Genomic DNA, 17,518 nt, shown 5'->3' on the forward strand with positions numbered 1-17,518 from the left:
AAAAAAAGAACTGTGTGGTTTGAGGGGGGACGAAGGGGGGGGGGGGGGGGGGTTTTTGGGGGGGGGGGGGGGGGGGGGGGGGTGGGGTTTCGCCCCCCCCCCCCCCCCCCCCCCCCCCCCGCGCCGTAGGCTGGACCGACCTCGTGCCGTCTGTGCACGTCTCCTAGAATCCCCACGTATCCCCACGTCAGGGCTGCTCCAGAGCCGCAGCGCCCACCGCACCGCCAGGACGAGGAGCCCTCCCTCATGGCCGAACACCCCGCCTACCCCGTAGGCCTCCGCCTTGCCGGCCGTCGCGTGGTCGTCCTGGGCGGTGGCCAGGTGGCCCAGCGCCGCCTGCCCGCCCTCATCGCGGCGGGCGCGGCCGTACGCCTCGTCTCCCCCGAGGCGACCCCGTCGGTCGAGGCCATGGCGGACGCGGGCGAGATCGCCTGGGAGCGGCGGGCCTACGCGGAGGGCGACCTCGCCGACGCCTGGTACGCCCTCATCGCCACCAGCGACACCGGGGCGAACGCCGCGGCCTCCGCCGAGGCCGAGCGGCACCGTGTGTGGTGCGTGCGCTCCGACGACGCCGACCAGGCCACCGCCTGGACCCCGGCGACCGGCCACAGCGAGGGCGTCACCGTCGCCGTGCTCACCACGAACGCGCGCGGCCGCGACCCCCGCCACACCGCCGCCATCCGCGACGCGGTCGTCGAGGGCCTGCGCGACGGCACCCTCGTCGCCCCGCACCACCGCACCCGCACCGCCGGAGTCTCCCTGGTCGGCGGCGGCCCCGGCGACCCGGACCTGATCACCGTCCGCGGCCGCCGCCTGCTCGCCGAGGCCGATGTCGTCATCGCCGACCGGCTGGGCCCGCGCGACCTGCTCGCCGAGCTGCCGCCGCACGTCGAGGTCATCGACGCAGCCAAGATCCCGTACGGCCGGTTCATGGCCCAGGAGGCCATCAACAACGCGCTGATCGAGCACGCCAAGCAGGGCAAGGCGGTCGTACGGCTCAAGGGCGGCGACCCGTTCGTCTTCGGCCGGGGCATGGAGGAGGCGCAGGCACTGGCCGAGGCGGGCATCCCGTGCACCGTCGTCCCCGGCATCTCCAGTTCGATCTCGGTCCCCGGCGCGGCCGGCATCCCGGTCACCCACCGGGGCGTCGCCCACGAGTTCACCGTGGTCAGTGGGCACGTCGCCCCCGATGACGAGCGCTCCCTGGTCGACTGGCCGTCCCTCGCCAAGCTGACCGGCACGCTCGTGATCCTGATGGGCGTCGACAAGATCGGCCGGATCGCCGAGACCCTCGTCGCGCACGGCAGGTCCCCCGAGACCCCGGTCGCCCTCGTCCAGGAGGGCACGACGTCCGCCCAGCGCCGGGTCGACGCGACCCTCGCGACGGTTGCCGAGACGGTCGTCGCGCAGGAGGTCAAGCCGCCCGCCGTCATCGTCGTCGGCGAGGTCGTCGGCGTCGGCCCGGACGGGACGGCGTGACATGGCCGACCTGGTCACGATCCACGACCCCGACGACCCGCGCCTGCACGACTACACGGGCCTGACCGACGTCGAACTGCGCCGCAGGCGCGAGCCCGCCGAAGGCCTGTTCATCGCCGAGGGCGAGAAGGTCATCCGGCGGGCCGGCGAAGCGGGCTACGCGATGCGGTCGATGCTGCTCTCGGCCAAGTGGGTCGACACCATGCGCGACATCATCGACGAGGCCCCCGCCCCGGTGTACGTCGTCGACCCGGCGCTCGCCGAACGGGTCACCGGTTACCACGTGCACCGCGGCGCGCTGGCCTCGATGCAGCGCAGGCCGCTGCCGCCGGCGACCGATCTCCTGGCCGCCGCCCGCCGGGTCGTCGTCATGGAGTCGGTCAACGACCACACCAACATCGGCGCCATCTTCCGCTCCGCAGCCGCCCTGGGCATGGACGCGGTGCTGCTCTCCCCGGACTGCGCGGACCCCCTGTACCGGCGCAGCGTGAAGGTCTCGATGGGCGCGGTCTTCTCTGTGCCCTACGCCCGCCTCGACACCTGGCCGGCCGGTCTGGAGACGGTCCGCGAGGCGGGCTTCACGCTCCTCGCCCTCACTCCCGACGACCGGGCCAAGGCCCTCGACGAGGTCGCCCCGCACCGGATGGAGCGGGTGGCCCTCATGCTGGGCGCCGAGGGCGACGGCCTCTCCCGGCGGGCCCTGGCGGCGTCCGACGAGTGGGTCCGCATCCCGATGTCGCACGGCGTCGACTCCCTCAACGTGGGCGCGGCGGCAGCGGTCGCCTTCTACGCGGTGGCCACGGGCCGCCCTTCGGCGTAGAAACCGCCCGCTGGGGCCGGGGGCGCGCCGCCGGGCGGCGTCATGGCCGACGTGTGCGCTGGTCATGGGGGCGCGTGTCGTCGCGCCTTCCGCTCGCGGAGGGGAGGCGGTCGCCGGGGCCGGGGTGCGCCGTCGGGCCGTGTCACGGTCGGGGTGCGTGCTGGGTTACGACAGGGGGGCGCCTTGCGCCTTCTGCCGACGCGAGGGACGCGCTCGCCGAGTCGGAGGCGCGCCCGTCCGGCCGTCCCCGCCCATGGCTTGCCCTCGCCCCGTTCTCCCGGCCGAGGGACGCGTCTTTTGCGCCGACGGGCACGCCATCCCGGCCCGCGCGTCGGCCAGTCGCCTGACCGCTCGTCGGCCACTCGCCGACGGTCGCCTACAGCCCGGCCGCCCGGTCGCCGGAAGCATCGCCCCGTACGTCCACCCGCAGCACCTGCCCCTGCTGAGCCCGTACGCCGTCCCGGTCGTCGCCGAGACCCCGCGCGGGCCCCTGGCACCCCTGTGCCGCGGCGATGCCCAGCGCGACCAGCAGCGTCACGACCACGAACACGAACAGACGCTGCCGCAGCAGCCGCGGATTGGCGGGCCGTCGCCAACGGGTCCCCGTGGTCCTCGGCGCCGTACGGCCGGCTCCACTGCGCGGCGCGGACCGGCCGCCGCTGTCGTGGCGGGAGGTGTTCCGGCCGGTGCTGTCGCGGGAGGCGGGCGTCGGCCGCGACCCGGACCGCGCCCCCGCTCCGCCGGCCCGCGAGGAGCTGCCGCTCCGGGCGGCGGACCCGTTCCGCGACGGCGTGCCACCGCGCGACGGCGATCCACCTCGTGACGCGTCGGCACCGCGTGCCGGATCGCCGCCGCGTGCCGGTGCCGGGCCACGAGCCCCGGACGTGCTCCGCGGCGCGGGGGTGCCCGGTGCGCCGGGCCTGCCCTGCGGACGCCGCTGAGCACGCTCCGGGTAGGTGTCGGCGAGCCGTCCCGTGGGCAGATCCGCCTCCCCGCCGCGCGGCGACGGCGGCCGTACGTCGGCCAGCCCCTGCGCCTCCCGCGCGGCGATCTCCTTCAGCCGCAGTGAAAGTTGCAGCGTGCTGGGACGCTCCTCCGGGTCCTTGGCCAGGCAGGCCCGCACCAGCGGTGCGAGGGCGTCGGGGACGTCGTGCAGCTGGGCCTCCTCGTGCACCACGCGGTACAGCATCACCTCGGAACTGCCGTGTCCGAAGGGCGAGTCGCCCATCGACGCGTACGCCAGAGTGGCCCCGAGCGAGAACACGTCCGTGGCCGGTGTGACCGCCGCCCCGCGCACCTGCTCCGGCGCGAGGAACCCGGGGGAGCCGACCGCGGTGCCGACGTGCGTGAGCGTCGAGGCGCCCGTGGCCCAGGCGATGCCGAAGTCGATGATCCGCGGCCCCTTCGGGGACAGCAGGATGTTGGACGGCTTGAGATCCCGGTGCACGACCCCGGCTTCGTGCACCGCGACCAGTCCCTCGGAAAGGGCGGCGCCCACGGCGGCGACGTCCGCCGCTCCGAGCGGGCCGCCGTCGACGACCTTGTCGTGCAGGGAGGGGCCGGGCACGTACTGCGTGGCGAACCAGGGTCGGTCCGCCTCCAGGTCCGCGGCGACCAGCCGCGCGGTGCAGCCACCACGGATGCGCCGGGCCGCCGAGACCTCACGGGCGAACCGCGAGCGGAACTCCTGGTCCTCGGCCAGGTCCGGCCGGATGACCTTCAGCGCGACCCGCTGCCCCTTCTTGTCGGAGCCCAGGTAGACCACGCCCATTCCGCCCGCGCCGAGCCGCCTGTGAAGCCTGAACGAGCCGACGACGCGCGGGTCCTCGCGCCTCAGGCGCATCATCGCCATGTTCATCCCCGCTGCCCGGTCCCTGTGACGAGCCACAGCTTACGTTTCCGCAGCCGCCCGCGCGCAGAGGCCGCGCCCTCTCGGAACGACGGATTGTCAGTGCCGGGTGCGAGAGTTGAGGGGCGGTCAGGGAACGTGTGAGCGGGTCGGCCCCGATCCGCCCGTGGTCCCAACCGCCTGCCACAGGGCGGCGTTTGGAGCGGGGGAGGAGCAGCGGATGGCGACGGTGGAGAACACCGGGGCGGCGCCCCGTGCCCGCTGCGTGGTGGCGGACGAGATCGTTCACAGGGCGGGGGCGGGGGTGCGCCCGGCCCCGGTGGAAGTGAGCGAAGTCACCGGACAGCGCGGAGATACCGGGGCACGGCGGGCGCCCCCTCCGGGAAGACCCCGAGACCCGGGACCCGGTCTCCACCCAGGGGAGTACACCGCTGGTCATGGCTCATCCTCCGGGAGGCCCGGCAATCGGTACGAGGGCATGACGCCCGGGGAGCGCCGGACGCCTAGATTTGAGGTCAAGCGGCGGGTGTAGCACTCGTCCCCCGAGGTCAGACGCCCGCCGCTGCCAAAGACAACGCAATCGGTCAGGAGAGGGACCATGGCCCAGACGGTACCGCGGACGCTGGTCCGCACACGGCAAAGCCGCCGTCAGGGACGTCGCCACCCCGCGGTGGCGACGCTCATGGCCCTGCCCCTGGCGGTCCTGCTCCTCCTCGTCTTCGACGGATGGGAGACAGTGGCCACACAGGCGTCGTCCGTGGGTGTGATGCTGGGGCGCTGAGCGGCGACCCCAGGCCCGGAAGAGCGGTCCGGGCGGGGACATCCATCCATGAAACCCCGTGGGGACGGGGGTGCGGCGGACGGCAAAATGCCGGCGCAGCTGGGGAGCTGCGCCGGCATTGCTTTTCCCTTCCGGCCGAGGACTGACTCCCCGGCCGAGGACTCCCGGACTGAGGGCCTCCGGGCCGATGGCCTCCCCGGCCGACGCGGCGAGGGCGTGGGACGACGCCTGCGTACCCTCACCCCGTGACCACGGACCGCCTCCTGCCCGCCCTGCAAGCCCGCGTCAGGGCAACGGCCCACGCCCGCACCCGTACCTGCCCCTGCGGCGCGGCCACCCTCGCCGACCGCACCGAAGCCACCGCCGCCGACCGTCCCGATGCAACCCTCCCCGACCGCCTCGACGCAACCCTCGCCGACCGCCCCGACGCCACCGTCGTCCGGCACGCCGGCACCGTCGCCAAGGCCCACGCGGCGGACGCCGACCCCGCCGAGCTGGCCCTCCGCGTCACCGCCGCCGCCCGGCTCCCCGGCGTCCTCCTGCCTCCGCTCGCCCCGGCGCCCGTCGCCCTGCACGGACGGCTCGTCACGTACTGGCCGTACGGCACCCCCGTGGACCCGCAGGATCCGGACGCGGCGCCCTGGGAATCCGCGGCCAACCTCCTCGCCCGCCTCCACCGGACGCCCGCCCCCGCGGCCGTACCCCCCATGCGCGGCCCCCTGAAGGCCGCGCGGGCCGTCGCCCGCCTCCGGGCCGCCGCCCCGCACCACCCCGCCACCGCCCCCGTGGTGCACGCCTGGGCCGCCCTCCCCGCCTGGGCCCGCGGCGAGGCCGCCATGCCGGACACGACCACCCTCTGCCACGGCGACCTCCACCTGGGCCAGCTCATACGCCATCCCGCGGCGGAGGGGCCCTGGCTGCTGATAGACGTCGACGACCTCGGCACCGGCGTCCCGGGCTGGGACCTGGCCCGCCCGGCGGCCTGGTACGCCTGCGGACTGCTGCCGCCCGACGACTGGCACCGCTTCCTGACCGCCTACCGCGCGGCCGGCGGCCCGGCCGTCCCGTCGCACGGCGACCCCTGGCCCGCCCTGGACGTCCCGGCCCGCGCCCTCACCGCGCAGACCGCCGCGCGGGCCGTCACCAAGGCGGTCGCGGCGGACCGGCCCCTGGACGAGGTGGAAAAGTCCTTGGTCGACGCCTGCGCTCGGATGGCCTCCGTCGCTCCCTCCGCCGCACTCGGCTGACCCGGATTTCCCGAAGTAGGGTGCAACCGATCCGCAGCCGGACAGAGTCTGTCCTGGCGATAAGCGAAGCAGGACCGACCGGCGAGGAGTTGAGCCGAGCATGCAGTGCCCCAAGTGTCGCGCGCCGATGCACACCTACAACCGCAACGGCGTTCAGATCGAGCAGTGCAGCGGCTGCCGCGGGATCTTCCTCGACTACGGCGAGCTGGAGTCGCTGACCCGCCTGGAGGCCCAGTGGTCCCAGTCCGCTCCGCCGCCGGCCCCGCCCGCCGCCCCGCAGGCCTACCCGGCCGCTCCCGCCCCCGCCTGGGGCGCCCCGCACGGCCACCACGGTCACCATGGCCAGCACGGCCACCACCGTCAGAAGGGCTTCGGCCGCATGCTCTTCTCCAGCTGAGCCAGGTCGGCCGGCTGAGCCGGCCGACCGCAGACACGACGAAACCCCCGGCCGTACGAGACGGCCGGGGGTTTCGGTGGGTGTGGACGATACTGGGATTGAACCAGTGACCTCTTCCGTGTCAGGGAAGCGCTCTCCCGCTGAGCTAATCGTCCTCGGAGTGCTGCGGTTACTGCGTGCGCGATACTGGGATTGAACCAGTGACCTCTTCCGTGTCAGGGAAGCGCTCTCCCGCTGAGCTAATCGCGCGGGGATCCTCGCGGATCAGTGGACGATACTGGGATTGAACCAGTGACCTCTTCCGTGTCAGGGAAGCGCTCTCCCGCTGAGCTAATCGTCCTTGGAGGTGGAGACGGGATTTGAACCCGTGTAGACGGCTTTGCAGGCCGTTGCCTCGCCTCTCGGCCACTCCACCAGGAGTGCAGGGGACCCGGGAGGCCCCCTCTTTCCTGCGAGCGGACGACGAGGTTCGAACTCGCGACCTCAACCTTGGCAAGGTTGCGCTCTACCAACTGAGCTACGTCCGCCTGTCGGTTCGTTCCGCTTCCGCGTCCCGGCGACGTCATGAACTCTAGCGGATTCCGGAGCCAGTACAAAAACGCGTTTGTGCAGCGTGCTGCGGTGCGTCCGCTCGCGGACCTGGTCAGGGCACCGGAAGGGCGGGTTCGGGTCACCTCCGGGACACCGGCCTAGACTCGACAGCGTGCTCGACCTCCCTCCTCTCGCCCGCTTCGGCGACCGCCTCGCCACCGGTCTCCTCGACGTCACGAGCGACCCCGCCGCCCTGGAATCCGAGGGTTTCTGGGCCGTCTGCGCGGACTTCGAGGGGCGTCTGACCTGCGCACGCTTCGCCGAGACACGGACCCGGCCGGTTCCGGCGCCCACCCCGGGCCGGTGGCGGGGGCCGGCCGTCGGTGACTGGTCGTCCTCGCTCGACCGCGCCGCGTACACGGCGGCCGTACGCCGCATCCGCGAGCACATAGCCGCCGGAGAGGTCTACCAGGCCAACCTGTGCCGGGTGCTCTCGGCGCCCGTCGCTCCCGGGGCCGACGTGGACGCCCTCACCGCGCTGCTGGCCCGCGGCAACCCGGCGCCGTACGCCGGAACGATTCGGCTGCCCGCGCACGGCGTCGAGATCGCCACCGCATCGCCCGAGCTGTTCCTGCGCCGGGACGGCGGCATAGTCGAGTCCGGACCGATCAAGGGCACCGGGCGGACCGAGGCCGACCTGCTGGAGAAGGACTACGCCGAGAACGTGATGATCGTGGACCTGGTCCGCAACGACATCGGGCGGGTCTGCGCCACGGGCACCGTCACGGTGCCCGACCTCTGCGCGGTCGAGAAGCACCCCGGTCTCGTCCACCTGGTCTCGTCGGTACGCGGCGAGCTGCGCGCGGGCGCCGGCTGGCCGGAGCTGCTCGACGCGGCCTTTCCGCCCGGGTCCGTCACCGGCGCGCCCAAGTCGAGCGCCCTGCGGATCATCGACGCACTGGAGACCGCGCCCCGGGGACCGTACTGCGGGGGCGTCGGCTGGGTCGACGCCGACCGGGGCACCGGCGAGCTGGCCGTCGGCATCCGCACCTTCTGGATCGACCGTGCCGAGGGACTGCTGCGCTTCGGCACCGGCGCCGGCATCACCTGGGGCTCCGACCCCGAGGGGGAGTGGCGGGAGACCGAACTCAAGGCGTCCAGGCTGCTCGCGGTAGCGTCGGGCGCGTACGAGGCGAACGGAAGCGGAGAGGCGCTACTGACGTGAAGATCTGGCTCGACGGCGGGCTGCAGGACATCGAGTCCGCCCGCGTCTCCGTCCTCGACCACGGGCTGACCGTGGGCGACGGCATCTTCGAGACGGTGAAGGCGGTGGACGGCAGGCCGTTCGCGCTGACCCGGCACCTCGACCGGCTGACCCGCTCGGCCCGCGGCCTGGGTCTGCCCGATCCCGACCTCGACGAGGTGCGCCGCGCCTGCGCCGCCGTCCTCGAGGCCAACCCCATGCCGCTGGGCCGGTTGCGCGTCACCTACACCGGCGGCCACGGCCCGCTCGGCTCCGACCGGGGCGAGCACGGCCCGACCCTCGTCGTCGCCCTCGGCGAGACCGGACGGCGCGCGGACTCCACGGCCGTCATCACGGTGCCCTGGACGCGTAACGAGCGCGGCGCGCTCACCGGCCTGAAGACCACCTCGTACGCCGAGAACGTCGTCGCTCTGGCCCGGGCCCGCGAACGGGGCGCCTCGGAGGCGCTGTTCGGCAACACGGTGGGGCGGCTGTGCGAGGGCACCGGGTCGAACGTCTTCGTCGTTCTCGACGGCGAGATCCACACCCCGCCGGTCGCCTCCGGCTGCCTCGCCGGAATCACCCGGGCCCTGGCCGTCGAGTGGACCGGCGCCCGCGAGACCGACCTCCCACTGGACGTCCTGGACCGCGCCGACGAGGTCTTCCTGACCTCCACGCTGCGGGACGTGCAGGCCGTGCACCGCGTCGACGACCGCGAACTGCCGGGCGCTCCGGGCCCGGTGACCGCGAAGGCCATGCGGATCTTCGAGGAGCGGTCCGGGGACGACCTGGATCCCTGACGGGGGCGATCGCGGACGCACTGCCGCCGGATATTCGGCTGCCCTTCGCCTCCACGGCGGGTAGAACACCCGTGATGACCACGACCCTGCGGCCGACCGAGCCGCTTCAGCGCGCCGCCGACGGGACGCGTTCACGCCGCTACCAGGTGTGCGTGAACAGCCGTCCCGTCGGCGCGATACACCTCGGCACCTCGCGATCCTTCGGTGACTCGGTGGCCGTGATCCACGAGTTGCGCGTCGACGAACCCGACCGCCGGCGCGGCCGGGGCACGGTGGCCGCCCTCGCGGCCGAGGAGGTCGCCCGGGGCTGGGGCTGCCGGCAGATCGAGACGAGCGTCGCCCCCGACGCCGAGGCGGGCCTGCGGCTGACCCGGGCACTCGGCTACGTCCTGCGCACCCGCGGCATGACCAAGCCGCTCGGCGACACCCCGCCGGCCCTGCCCGCGGACAGCCGCGCGCGGCCCATGACACGGGACGAGTTCGACCGGTGGCAGGCGTACGAGTCGGAACAGTACGCCCGTACCTGGATCGAGCGGGGAGTGCCCGAGGCCGAGGCGTACGCGAAGGCGCGCGGCGATCACGAGGCCCTCCTGCCGCACGGGCTGGACACCGGCAACATGCTGTTCAGCGTGGTGGAGCGGGAGGGGACACGGGTCGGGGTCCTGTGGCTGGCACTGCGTGCGGACCGGGCCTTCGTCTTCGACGTCGAGGTCGACGCCGCCCACCGGGGCCGGGGGCACGGCCGCACGCTGATGCTGCTGGCCGAGGCGCAGGCGATCGCCGCCGGCCGGCGGCTGATCGGACTCAACGTCTTCGCGGGCAACACCGCGGCCGAGCGGCTCTACGAGTCGCTCGGCTACGGGACCACGCGGTACGGCTTCTACAAACCGCTGCTGTGACAGCCGGTGGGGCGAGGCGGAACCGGGAGGTGTTCCCGGATCAGCCCCGCTGCTCGGCCAGCAGCCGGTCCGCGATCTCCTCGACGCGCTCGCGCAGCCCGTCCTGGCTCTTGCCGCCGTCCAGGCGCTCGCCGCCGATCACATAGGTGGGGGTGCCGGTCACGCCGATGGCCTTGCCCTCGGCCTGGTCGGCGTCGACGATCAGGATGTGCCGGCCGTCGATCAGCGCGGTGTCGAACTCCTCCGCGTCCAGCCCCAGCTCCCGGGCCACCGCCACCAGGAGGGGCTCTCCCTCGCGGTCCAGCTCCGCGACCCGGTCCAGCACGGCCTCGGCGTACCGCCACCCCTGCCCCTGGGCCACGGCCTCCTCGGCGGCCTGGGCGGCGGCGAAGGAGTGCTTGTGCTTCTCCAGGGGGAAATGCCGCAGCCGCAGTTCCAGGCGGTCGCCGTAGCGGGCGCGCAGGGCGCGGATGTCGTCCAGGGCGGTGTGGCAGTCCGGGCACTGGAGCTCGCACCAGACGTCGAGGACGGGCGCGGCGGGACGGGCGGGGGAGGAGTCGCTCATGCCGCCATTCTCCCAGCCCGCGGGACGGCACCCGGACACCGCCGTACGGCGGTCACCGGCACCTGGGGAGGAGCCGACCCGGAGATCTCCCTGATCTCGGGCCGGAGCATGGCCTCACGGCGGCCGGACGGTGCAGGATGGAAGGGACAGAAGTACTCATGCCCGACCGAGCCCAGCCTGGAGGACCGGATGATTGCCGAGACCGTCTGCTCCGCGGTGTCCGCGGCGGGCCTGGGCATCGCGGCGGTCACCGCGTACCGCAGGCGCTTCCTGACCGCGACCCGCATCGCCGCCTACTCCCTCGTCCCGCTCGGCCTGGTGATGACGGGAGTGGTCGAGTGGCTGGCCGACACGGCCTTCAGCCCGGTGGCCTGGGCCGGCTTCGCGGTGCTGGGCGTGTCCTGGGCGCTGTTCATGACCACGCGCACCGTGGAGCGCCGTCGCGGCGGCACCCGCAAGGAGCGCAAGGAGGCACGCGCGGCCGCCCAGCGCGACGCGGTGGCCCCGGCGGCCTCGGAGCCCACCCTGGGCCCCGCTACCCGCCCGGCCTCCCGGCCCGCGTCCCGACCTGCGGCGACGTCCCGCGGGGAGGACGACTTCAGCGACATCGAGGCGATCCTGAAGAAGCACGGGATCTGACCGTCGGCTGACGGCCGGCTGCTCGTCGGCGCCCCGGACTGAAACGACACAACGGTCCGAGGGCGTCAGAGCGTGCTCCGGAATGATCACGATCCGACCCGGACATTGCGACATTCAACGAACTCCCGGTCCTTACGGGCGTGTTGATCGCGTAGGTCCTTCGTACTGCGTCATCATCGCGGCGAGATGCCGGACACCACTCAGCTGGATACCCAGCTGGACACGAGACAGAGCGAAACCACGCGGGCGCAGAGTGAACCGCGTGGCTGCCTCTTCGCCCTTTCCCAGCCACCGCTCATGATCTTCCTTGCGGTGATCGGGTGTCTGCTGCTCATGGCTTCGTTGCACGATCTGCTGTTGCTGTGAGCCGTACCCGCGTTCCCCGGCGTCACCCGCCGGGGGCCGCGTCACCACCAGGGCATCGGTGCGGCGCCGGCCGGCGAGGGCGGCGTCAGCCCGCCGCTTCCTTGCGCCGTGCTCGGTACGCGGCCACGTGCAGGCGGTTTCCGCACGTACGGCTGTCGCAGTACCGGCGCGAGCGGTTCCGGGAGAGGTCGACGAAGGCCCGGCGGCAGTCGGGTGCCTCGCACCGGCGCAGCCGCTCCTGCTCCCCGGCGACCACGAAGAACGCGAGGGCCATCCCGCAGTCGGCGGCCAGGTGGTCGGCGACGGAGGCGCCGGGGGCGAAGTAGTGGATGTGCCAGTCGTAGCCGTCGTGGTCGGTGAGCCGGGGCGTGGTCCCGGCAGCGGCGACCAGGTCGTTGATCAGTCCCGCCGCGGCCCGCACCTCGGGGGCCGCGAAGACCGCCGCGAACCGACCGCGGATCTTGCGCACCGCCGAGAGGTCGAGCTCGGAGAGCACGCCGACGTCGCTGATTTCGTGCGTTCCCACAAATTCCTGGAGGGCCGCGACATCCGGCAGTCCGTCGGGCGCCGATTCGTCCTCCGGCACGGTGTTCACCAGATCCACCACGGTGTCGAGGGCGCACCGGGTGTCGTGGGTGATCAGCACATTTCGCTCCCTGGCCTGGGGTCGGGCGGGCGCCCGCCGATGCTGGCCGATGGTAGTGGCTCCCGCGGCGGGCCAACCGGCTGCGATCGCGGCCCCGGCCGTCGGTTGCCGGTACAACGGCGATCGGCCGGCCTTCGTTCCCCGGCAGGAGGCGGCAGGAGGCGGCAGGAGGCGGCCAGGGTGAGCCGTGAGAGGCGGCTCCGCCGTCGCACGCGCACCGGCGCCGCCCCCGCGGAGATCCGCGGCGACGACGCCGGTGTGTGCCGTATGCGGTTGTCCGGGCCCGTGCCGTCACCCCGAGTCGACGGCGACGGGCGGCTTCACGGGGCCTCGCCCTAGCTTTCCGCCAGGATGTGCGAGAGCTCCTGGTCGAGATCGAAGTGCCGGTGTTCCGTGCCGGGCGGCACGGCGGCGTCTGTGCGCTTCAGGAAGGACTCCAGGGCCCGTGCCGGGGCCTCGAGCAGTGCCTCGCCCTCCGGAGAGCTCAGGGCGATGCACACGACGCCCTGGCCGTGACTGCGGGACGGCCAGACACGGACGTCGCCGGTGCCGGTGGGGCGATGGAGACCTTCGGCGAGGAGGTCGCGGGCGAACACCCACTCGACGGTCTCCTCGGCTCCGGTGTGGAAGGTGGCGTGCACGGCGTAGGGGTCGGCCGTGTCGTACCGCAGGCCTGCGGGGACAGGCAGGGAGGACTCGCTCGACACAACGAGGCGCAGGTGCAGCTCGCAGCTGACCGTGGTGTTCATAAGCGCCAGGGCCTTTCGCTCAGTGTGCGCTCGGGGATTCGCACGTCGGCGAAATCGACATGCCACCTACGGTGCCGTTGTAAACCCCTCTGAGTGTTTTGCGTGTGTTTACGTAACTCTTCCGGCCGAGAGATCGTTCGGGTCGTGCGTCCATTCCGGTGACAGGTTTCGCTCCGGTAGTGTTTGGCCGTATGAACACGGGGAGTAACAGGACCGGCGAGGCTGCCGTGGCGGAAGACCGTACGGGGACGGACGAGGCCGCGGCCGAGCGTGCGCTCGGCTCACGGGCGCCGGAATTCATCAAGGCGCGCCGCGTGCTGCACCTGAGCTGGCAGGTCGGCGTCTTCATCGTCGGCCTCGCGGTCGTGGTGGCCGGCGCCGCCATGCTGGTGCTGCCCGGACCGGGCTGGGTCGTGATCTTCGGTGGCATGGCGATCTGGGCCACCGAGTTCGTCTGGGCCCAGATCGTCCTGCGCTGGACCAAGCGCAAGGTCACCGAGGCGGCGCAGCGTGCCCTCGATCCCAAGGTGCGGCGCCGGAACATCGCCCTTACCGCGGTCGGCTTGGTGATCGTGTCCGTGCTGGCCGGGGTCTACCTGTACAAGTTCGGGCTGGAGATGCCCTGGAAGATCAAGGACCAGTGATCCGCGGCGGGCGTGCGGCGAGCCGGCCCCCGCTGGTCACGGGCACCCCCTGACATGGGGTAATGTTCTTCCTGCGTCCGGGCGATTAGCTCAGTGGGAGAGCGCTTCGTTCACACCGAAGAGGTCACTGGTTCGAACCCAGTATCGCCCACCGGATCATCAGGCGGCCCGGCTCACCATCGTGAGCCGGGCCGCTTGGTCGTGCGTGCGTCCGCGTGGCCCGGGGGCGTGCCCGAGCGTGCCGTGTGGTCGCCTCCAGAGGGCGTGCGGCGGCCTCGGGGCCCCGTGCGTCGCGCCCCGGGCCGGCTGCCGCCCGTCTCGTGCCGCCTGCCACCGTCCCGGGCCGGCCGTGCCACCCGCCTCTTCCGGCCCTGCCGCCCGTCCCGGCTGACTGCGCGGCCATTCCGCTTCCGTGCGCCTTCACCCAACCGTGACCTTCCGTGCCGCCCGCCCCGGCGGGCCCTGCGGTGTTCGATCCGTCGGTCACGCCGCGCCGACCTGGGCGTTTTCCCTCGCTGTCGACGGCGCGGCCGCCAGGGCCGACTCCGTCCTCCGCGCCCGGTGCCCATCAATTCCTGTCCGAATCATTGACGCGCCCCTGGGCCCTCCGTAACTTGTGCCAGCAAGCGCTTACTTGAAACGATTCACGGAGCGGACGCATCGTCGCGGGGAGGCTCATATGCAGCAGGGCGGGAATGTGGAGCGGCGGACGATCCTCAAAGCGGCGGGAGCCTCGCTGGCCGTCGCGGGGCTGGGTGCGACGGCCACCGCGTGCGGCGGCGGCAGCGGCTCGGGGGACGGAACGGTGACGATCCGTTACTCCTGGTGGGGTGCCGAGGACCGGGCCGAACGCATCAACAAGACCATTGCGCTCTTCGAGAAGAAGTACCCGAAGATCAAGGTCAAGACCGACTTCCAGCCGTACACCGACTTCTGGAAGAAGTTCAACACCCAGGCCTCCGGAGGGAATCCACCGGATGTCTTCCAGAATGCCATCGGATTTCTCCGTAAATACGACGCGAAGAACGTTCTGCTCGACCTGAGCGAGCAGGCCGAGGCCGGAAACCTCTCCATGGAAGGCTTCCGGGCCGGGCTGGAGAAGTTCGGTGAGGTCGACGGCAAACTCCTCGGTGTGCCCGTCGGTTCGAACTCGATGGCCCTCGTCATCGACAAGCCCGTCTACACCCGGGCCGGCGTCAAGCCCGAACAGGGCTGGACCTGGGACGACTACCACGCCGCGATGAAGAAGATCCGCGACAGGACCGGGCGCGCCGGTGACACCGGCCCGTACAACGTCATGTACCTCTACGACCTCTTCCTGCGCCAGAACGGCAAGGCCTTCTTCACCGAGGACGGACTCGGCTTCAGCGAGGCGGACCTGACGGACTGGTGGACCAAGGCCGAGCAGCGTGTCAAGGAAGGCCTCTACGCCGACCCGAAGAGGGTCATCCAGATCAAGCCCAAGTCGGCGGTCTCCGGCGAACTCGCCGGCGGAGAGTTCACCTGGGACAACTTCACCGTCCGCTACACCGCCGAGGGCAAGAGTGAGTACGGCCTGGCGCCCATCCCGACCACCGACGGCAAGCGGACCGGCCAATATCTCGGCTCCCTCATGCTCAGCGCCTCCAAGCGCACCGAGCACCCCAAGGAGGTCGCGCAGTTCATCGATTTCATGGTGCACGACCCCGAGGTCGCCAAGATCATGGGCTACGACCGCGGTGTGCCCACGACGCAGGTCCAGTACGACGCGTTCAAGCCGACCGACCCGGTCAACAAGGCGATCGCCGCCTACGAGGAGTCCCTCGTCGAGGCCGGCGTCCTGGAGCCCATCACCCCGCACCCGAACGGCGCGGACATCTGCGAGTCCGCGTTCCTGCGCATCGGTGAGGAACTGGGCCTGGGCGAGCGGTCGGTGGACGACGCGGTCAAGCAGTTCTTCACCGAGTCGAAGACGGCTCTCGCCGGCTGATGGGAAGCGCCGTGACACACGCCCCTGCGATGGAGGACCTGGCCAAGGGCTCCGAGCCGCGGCACGGTCCGGTGAAGCCCCCGCGCCCCGACGCGCTGAAGCGGCGGGGCCGCCGGGAGAACCTGGCCGGCTACCTCTTCATGTCCCCCTGGCTCGCCGGTTTCCTGCTGCTCACGGCCGGACCGATGGTCGCCTCGCTCTACTTCGCGTTCACCGACTACAACCTCTTCGACGCGCCCCGGTGGATCGGCCTGGACAACTTCTCCGAGATGTTCGGTGACCCGCGCTGGCGCCACTCGGTCCAGATCACCCTGTGGTACGTCGTCGTCGGTACCCCGGTCAAACTGATCGCGGCGCTCGGCGTGGCCCTGCTGCTGGCGCAGAAGCGGCGCGGACAGGCCTTCTACCGGGCCGCCTTCTACGCGCCGTCGCTGATCGGCGCGAGTGTGTCGATCGCCATCGTGTGGAAGGCGATCTTCTCGGACGACGCGGTCGTCGACCGTACGCAGCAACTCTTCGGGGTCGGCGCCGGCGGCTGGACCGGCGACCCGGACCTGATCATCTACAGCCTGGTGGCCCTGACCGTCTGGCAGTTCGGCGCTCCCATGGTCATCTTTCTGGCCGGTCTCAAGCAGGTGCCGCGCGAGCTGTACGAGGCGGCCGACGTCGACGGGGCGGGCAAGCTGCGGCAGTTCTGGAACATCACGCTGCCGATGATCTCCCCGGTCCTCTTCTTCAACGTCCTGCTGGAGACCATCCACTCCTTCCAGATCTTCAGCTCGGCCTACATCGTCGGCGGCGGCGCCGGAGGCAACGCCTGCGGTCCCGCGGACGGCACGATGGTCTACACCTGTTATCTGTACGTCCAGGGCTTCGAGAACAGCCGCATGGGCCTGGCCTCCGCCATGGCGTGGATGCTGCTGGTCGCGGTCGCCCTGGTCACCGCGGTGCTGTTCTGGTCCCAGAAGCGCTGGGTGCACTACGAGGAGGGCGGCCGATGAGCGCGCAGGCCACCGAGGTCACACCGGCCCCGTCCAGCAGGACGGCCGCCCTCCGGCGCAAGCTGCCCGGGTCGCTCGCCTGGCATCTCGGGTCGCTGGCGATCCTCGTGGTGATCCTCTACCCGGTGCTCTGGGTGATCGGCGGCTCCTTCAAGGAGAGCGGCGACATCGTCGGCAGCCTGGACCTCTTCCCGGGTGACCCGATCGTCTCCAACTACACGAGCCTCGCCGACGGCATCGCGGACATCTCGATCTCCACGTTCTTCTTCAACTCGCTCTTCCTCGCCGTCGGTTCGGTGATCGGGATCGTGGTGTCCTGCTCACTCACCGCCTACGCCTTCGCGAAGATCAGGTTCGCGGGCCGCAACCTGCTGTTCACGCTGATGATCGGCACCCTGCTGCTGCCGTACCACGTGCTGCTGATTCCGCAGTACGTGCTGTTCCGCAACATGGACATGATCAACACGTACACCCCGCTGCTGCTGGGGAAGTACCTGGCCACGGAGGCGTTCTTCGTCTTCCTGATGGTGCAGTTCATGCGCAATCTGCCCAGGGAACTCGACGAGGCGGCGCGTCTCGACGGCTGCGGGCACTTCCGCATCTACTGGTCGATCGTGCTTCCGCTGTGCCGGCCCGCCCTGATCACCAGCGCGATCTTCACCTTCATCAACTCCTGGAACGACTTCATGGGCCCGCTGATCTACCTCAACGAGCCCGGCAAGTACACCGTCTCCCTCGGTCTGAAGATGTTCGTGGACCAGGAAGGGCTGGCCAACTACGGCGGCATGATCGCCATGTCGCTCGTCGCCCTGCTGCCCGTCCTCGCCTTCTTCCTGGCCTTCCAGCGCTACCTGATCGACGGCATGGCGACGTCCGGGCTGAAGGGCTGAGGT

General features: G+C 71.8%; 18 protein-coding genes and 6 tRNA genes. 15 read left to right on the plus strand and 9 right to left on the minus strand.

Features of this window, described 5'->3' with window-relative positions:
• The first annotated feature begins 246 nt into the window (after positions 1-246).
• On the plus strand, positions 247-1,479 hold the full coding sequence (cobA, locus tag ACZ4V1_RS17175) for a uroporphyrinogen-III C-methyltransferase (protein ID WP_468336020.1): 1,233 nt from the start codon (positions 247-249) through the stop codon (positions 1,477-1,479).
• A 1-nt stretch (position 1,480) separates the two neighbouring features.
• Positions 1,481-2,299, plus strand: a complete 819-nt coding sequence (locus tag ACZ4V1_RS17180; protein ID WP_468336023.1) for a TrmH family RNA methyltransferase — start codon at positions 1,481-1,483, stop codon at positions 2,297-2,299.
• Positions 2,300-2,675: 376 nt separating this feature from the next.
• On the opposite strand, the gene ACZ4V1_RS17185 is transcribed toward ACZ4V1_RS17180, so the two are convergent.
• On the minus strand, positions 2,676-4,157 hold the full coding sequence (locus ACZ4V1_RS17185; RefSeq protein WP_468336026.1) for a serine/threonine-protein kinase: 1,482 nt from the start codon (positions 4,155-4,157) through the stop codon (positions 2,676-2,678).
• A gap of 589 nt (positions 4,158-4,746) precedes the next feature.
• On the opposite strand from ACZ4V1_RS17185, the gene ACZ4V1_RS17190 reads away from it, so the two are divergent.
• The 3 genes from ACZ4V1_RS17190 (at position 4,747) to ACZ4V1_RS17200 (ending at position 6,573) form a co-directional block, all read left to right on the plus strand.
• Positions 4,747-4,929, plus strand: coding sequence for a hypothetical protein (locus ACZ4V1_RS17190; protein WP_468336029.1), 183 nt, complete (start codon positions 4,747-4,749; stop codon positions 4,927-4,929).
• A gap of 245 nt (positions 4,930-5,174) precedes the next feature.
• Entirely contained in the window at positions 5,175-6,176 is a 1,002-nt protein-coding gene (locus ACZ4V1_RS17195; RefSeq protein ID WP_468336032.1) for a phosphotransferase, read from the plus strand.
• A gap of 100 nt (positions 6,177-6,276) precedes the next feature.
• Positions 6,277-6,573 carry a TFIIB-type zinc ribbon-containing protein gene (locus tag ACZ4V1_RS17200; RefSeq protein ID WP_468336035.1) on the plus strand — a complete coding sequence of 99 codons (297 nt, stop codon included), beginning with the start codon at positions 6,277-6,279 and terminating at the stop codon, positions 6,571-6,573.
• 83 nt (positions 6,574-6,656) lie between these two features.
• Here the strand turns inward: ACZ4V1_RS17200 and ACZ4V1_RS17205 are convergent.
• From ACZ4V1_RS17205 to ACZ4V1_RS17225, 5 genes are all read right to left on the minus strand, one after another.
• A tRNA-Val gene (locus tag ACZ4V1_RS17205) sits at positions 6,657-6,728 on the minus strand.
• A gap of 22 nt (positions 6,729-6,750) precedes the next feature.
• Positions 6,751-6,822: transfer RNA gene (locus ACZ4V1_RS17210), tRNA-Val, on the minus strand.
• 19 nt (positions 6,823-6,841) lie between these two features.
• A tRNA-Val gene (locus ACZ4V1_RS17215) sits at positions 6,842-6,913 on the minus strand.
• Between the two features lies 1 nt (position 6,914).
• Positions 6,915-6,988, minus strand: a tRNA-Cys gene (locus ACZ4V1_RS17220).
• Between the two features lie 39 nt (positions 6,989-7,027).
• Positions 7,028-7,100, minus strand: a tRNA-Gly gene (locus tag ACZ4V1_RS17225).
• Between the two features lie 176 nt (positions 7,101-7,276).
• On the opposite strand from ACZ4V1_RS17225, the gene ACZ4V1_RS17230 reads away from it, so the two are divergent.
• The 3 genes from ACZ4V1_RS17230 to ACZ4V1_RS17240 all read left to right on the plus strand — a co-directional run bounded on the left by ACZ4V1_RS17230 (position 7,277) and on the right by ACZ4V1_RS17240 (position 10,046).
• On the plus strand, positions 7,277-8,329 hold the full coding sequence (locus ACZ4V1_RS17230) for a chorismate-binding protein (RefSeq protein WP_468336038.1): 1,053 nt from the start codon (positions 7,277-7,279) through the stop codon (positions 8,327-8,329).
• Complete coding sequence (locus tag ACZ4V1_RS17235; protein ID WP_468336041.1) at positions 8,326-9,147, plus strand: aminotransferase class IV; 822 nt, start codon at positions 8,326-8,328, stop codon at positions 9,145-9,147. The genes ACZ4V1_RS17230 and ACZ4V1_RS17235 overlap by 4 nt, the downstream gene beginning before the upstream one ends.
• 74 nt (positions 9,148-9,221) lie before the next feature.
• A complete protein-coding gene (locus tag ACZ4V1_RS17240; protein WP_468336044.1) occupies positions 9,222-10,046 on the plus strand; it encodes a GNAT family N-acetyltransferase in 825 nt (274 codons plus the stop codon).
• Positions 10,047-10,086: 40 nt separating this feature from the next.
• On the opposite strand, the gene ACZ4V1_RS17245 is transcribed toward ACZ4V1_RS17240, so the two are convergent.
• Positions 10,087-10,611, minus strand: a complete 525-nt coding sequence (locus ACZ4V1_RS17245) for a DsbA family protein (protein ID WP_468336047.1) — start codon at positions 10,609-10,611, stop codon at positions 10,087-10,089.
• A gap of 189 nt (positions 10,612-10,800) precedes the next feature.
• Here ACZ4V1_RS17245 and ACZ4V1_RS17250 point away from each other — a divergent pair, with 189 nt between their 5' ends.
• Positions 10,801-11,250, plus strand: coding sequence for a hypothetical protein (locus tag ACZ4V1_RS17250; RefSeq protein ID WP_468336050.1), 450 nt, complete (start codon positions 10,801-10,803; stop codon positions 11,248-11,250).
• A 186-nt stretch (positions 11,251-11,436) separates the two neighbouring features.
• Positions 11,437-11,616: a hypothetical protein gene (locus ACZ4V1_RS17255; protein ID WP_468336053.1), complete on the plus strand. Its 180-nt coding sequence runs from the start codon at positions 11,437-11,439 to the stop codon at positions 11,614-11,616.
• 85 nt (positions 11,617-11,701) lie between these two features.
• Here ACZ4V1_RS17255 and ACZ4V1_RS17260 read toward each other — a convergent pair whose 3' ends face one another.
• On the minus strand, positions 11,702-12,262 hold the full coding sequence (locus tag ACZ4V1_RS17260) for a CGNR zinc finger domain-containing protein (protein WP_468336056.1): 561 nt from the start codon (positions 12,260-12,262) through the stop codon (positions 11,702-11,704).
• Between the two features lie 335 nt (positions 12,263-12,597).
• Complete coding sequence (locus ACZ4V1_RS17265; RefSeq protein WP_004002642.1) at positions 12,598-13,011, minus strand: SsgA family sporulation/cell division regulator; 414 nt, start codon at positions 13,009-13,011, stop codon at positions 12,598-12,600.
• Between the two features lie 191 nt (positions 13,012-13,202).
• Here ACZ4V1_RS17265 and ACZ4V1_RS17270 point away from each other — a divergent pair, with 191 nt between their 5' ends.
• The 5 genes from ACZ4V1_RS17270 to ACZ4V1_RS17290 all read left to right on the plus strand — a co-directional run bounded on the left by ACZ4V1_RS17270 (position 13,203) and on the right by ACZ4V1_RS17290 (position 17,515).
• Positions 13,203-13,655 carry a TIGR02611 family protein gene (locus tag ACZ4V1_RS17270; RefSeq protein WP_468336059.1) on the plus strand — a complete coding sequence of 151 codons (453 nt, stop codon included), beginning with the start codon at positions 13,203-13,205 and terminating at the stop codon, positions 13,653-13,655.
• 79 nt (positions 13,656-13,734) lie between these two features.
• Positions 13,735-13,806, plus strand: a tRNA-Val gene (locus ACZ4V1_RS17275).
• Between the two features lie 528 nt (positions 13,807-14,334).
• The gene (locus ACZ4V1_RS17280) at positions 14,335-15,624 is read left to right on the plus strand and encodes an ABC transporter substrate-binding protein (RefSeq protein WP_468336062.1); all 1,290 of its coding nucleotides are present in this window, start codon (positions 14,335-14,337) and stop codon (positions 15,622-15,624) included.
• Positions 15,624-16,625 (plus strand): carbohydrate ABC transporter permease, encoded by a 1,002-nt coding sequence (locus tag ACZ4V1_RS17285; RefSeq protein WP_468336065.1) that lies wholly within the window; start codon positions 15,624-15,626, stop codon positions 16,623-16,625. Before ACZ4V1_RS17280 ends, ACZ4V1_RS17285 begins: the two co-directional genes overlap by 1 nt.
• Positions 16,622-17,515 carry a carbohydrate ABC transporter permease gene (locus ACZ4V1_RS17290; protein WP_468336068.1) on the plus strand — a complete coding sequence of 298 codons (894 nt, stop codon included), beginning with the start codon at positions 16,622-16,624 and terminating at the stop codon, positions 17,513-17,515. Before ACZ4V1_RS17285 ends, ACZ4V1_RS17290 begins: the two co-directional genes overlap by 4 nt.
• Positions 17,516-17,518 lie beyond the last annotated feature (3 nt).

The organism is Streptomyces sp. NPDC028991 (assembly GCF_055564775.1).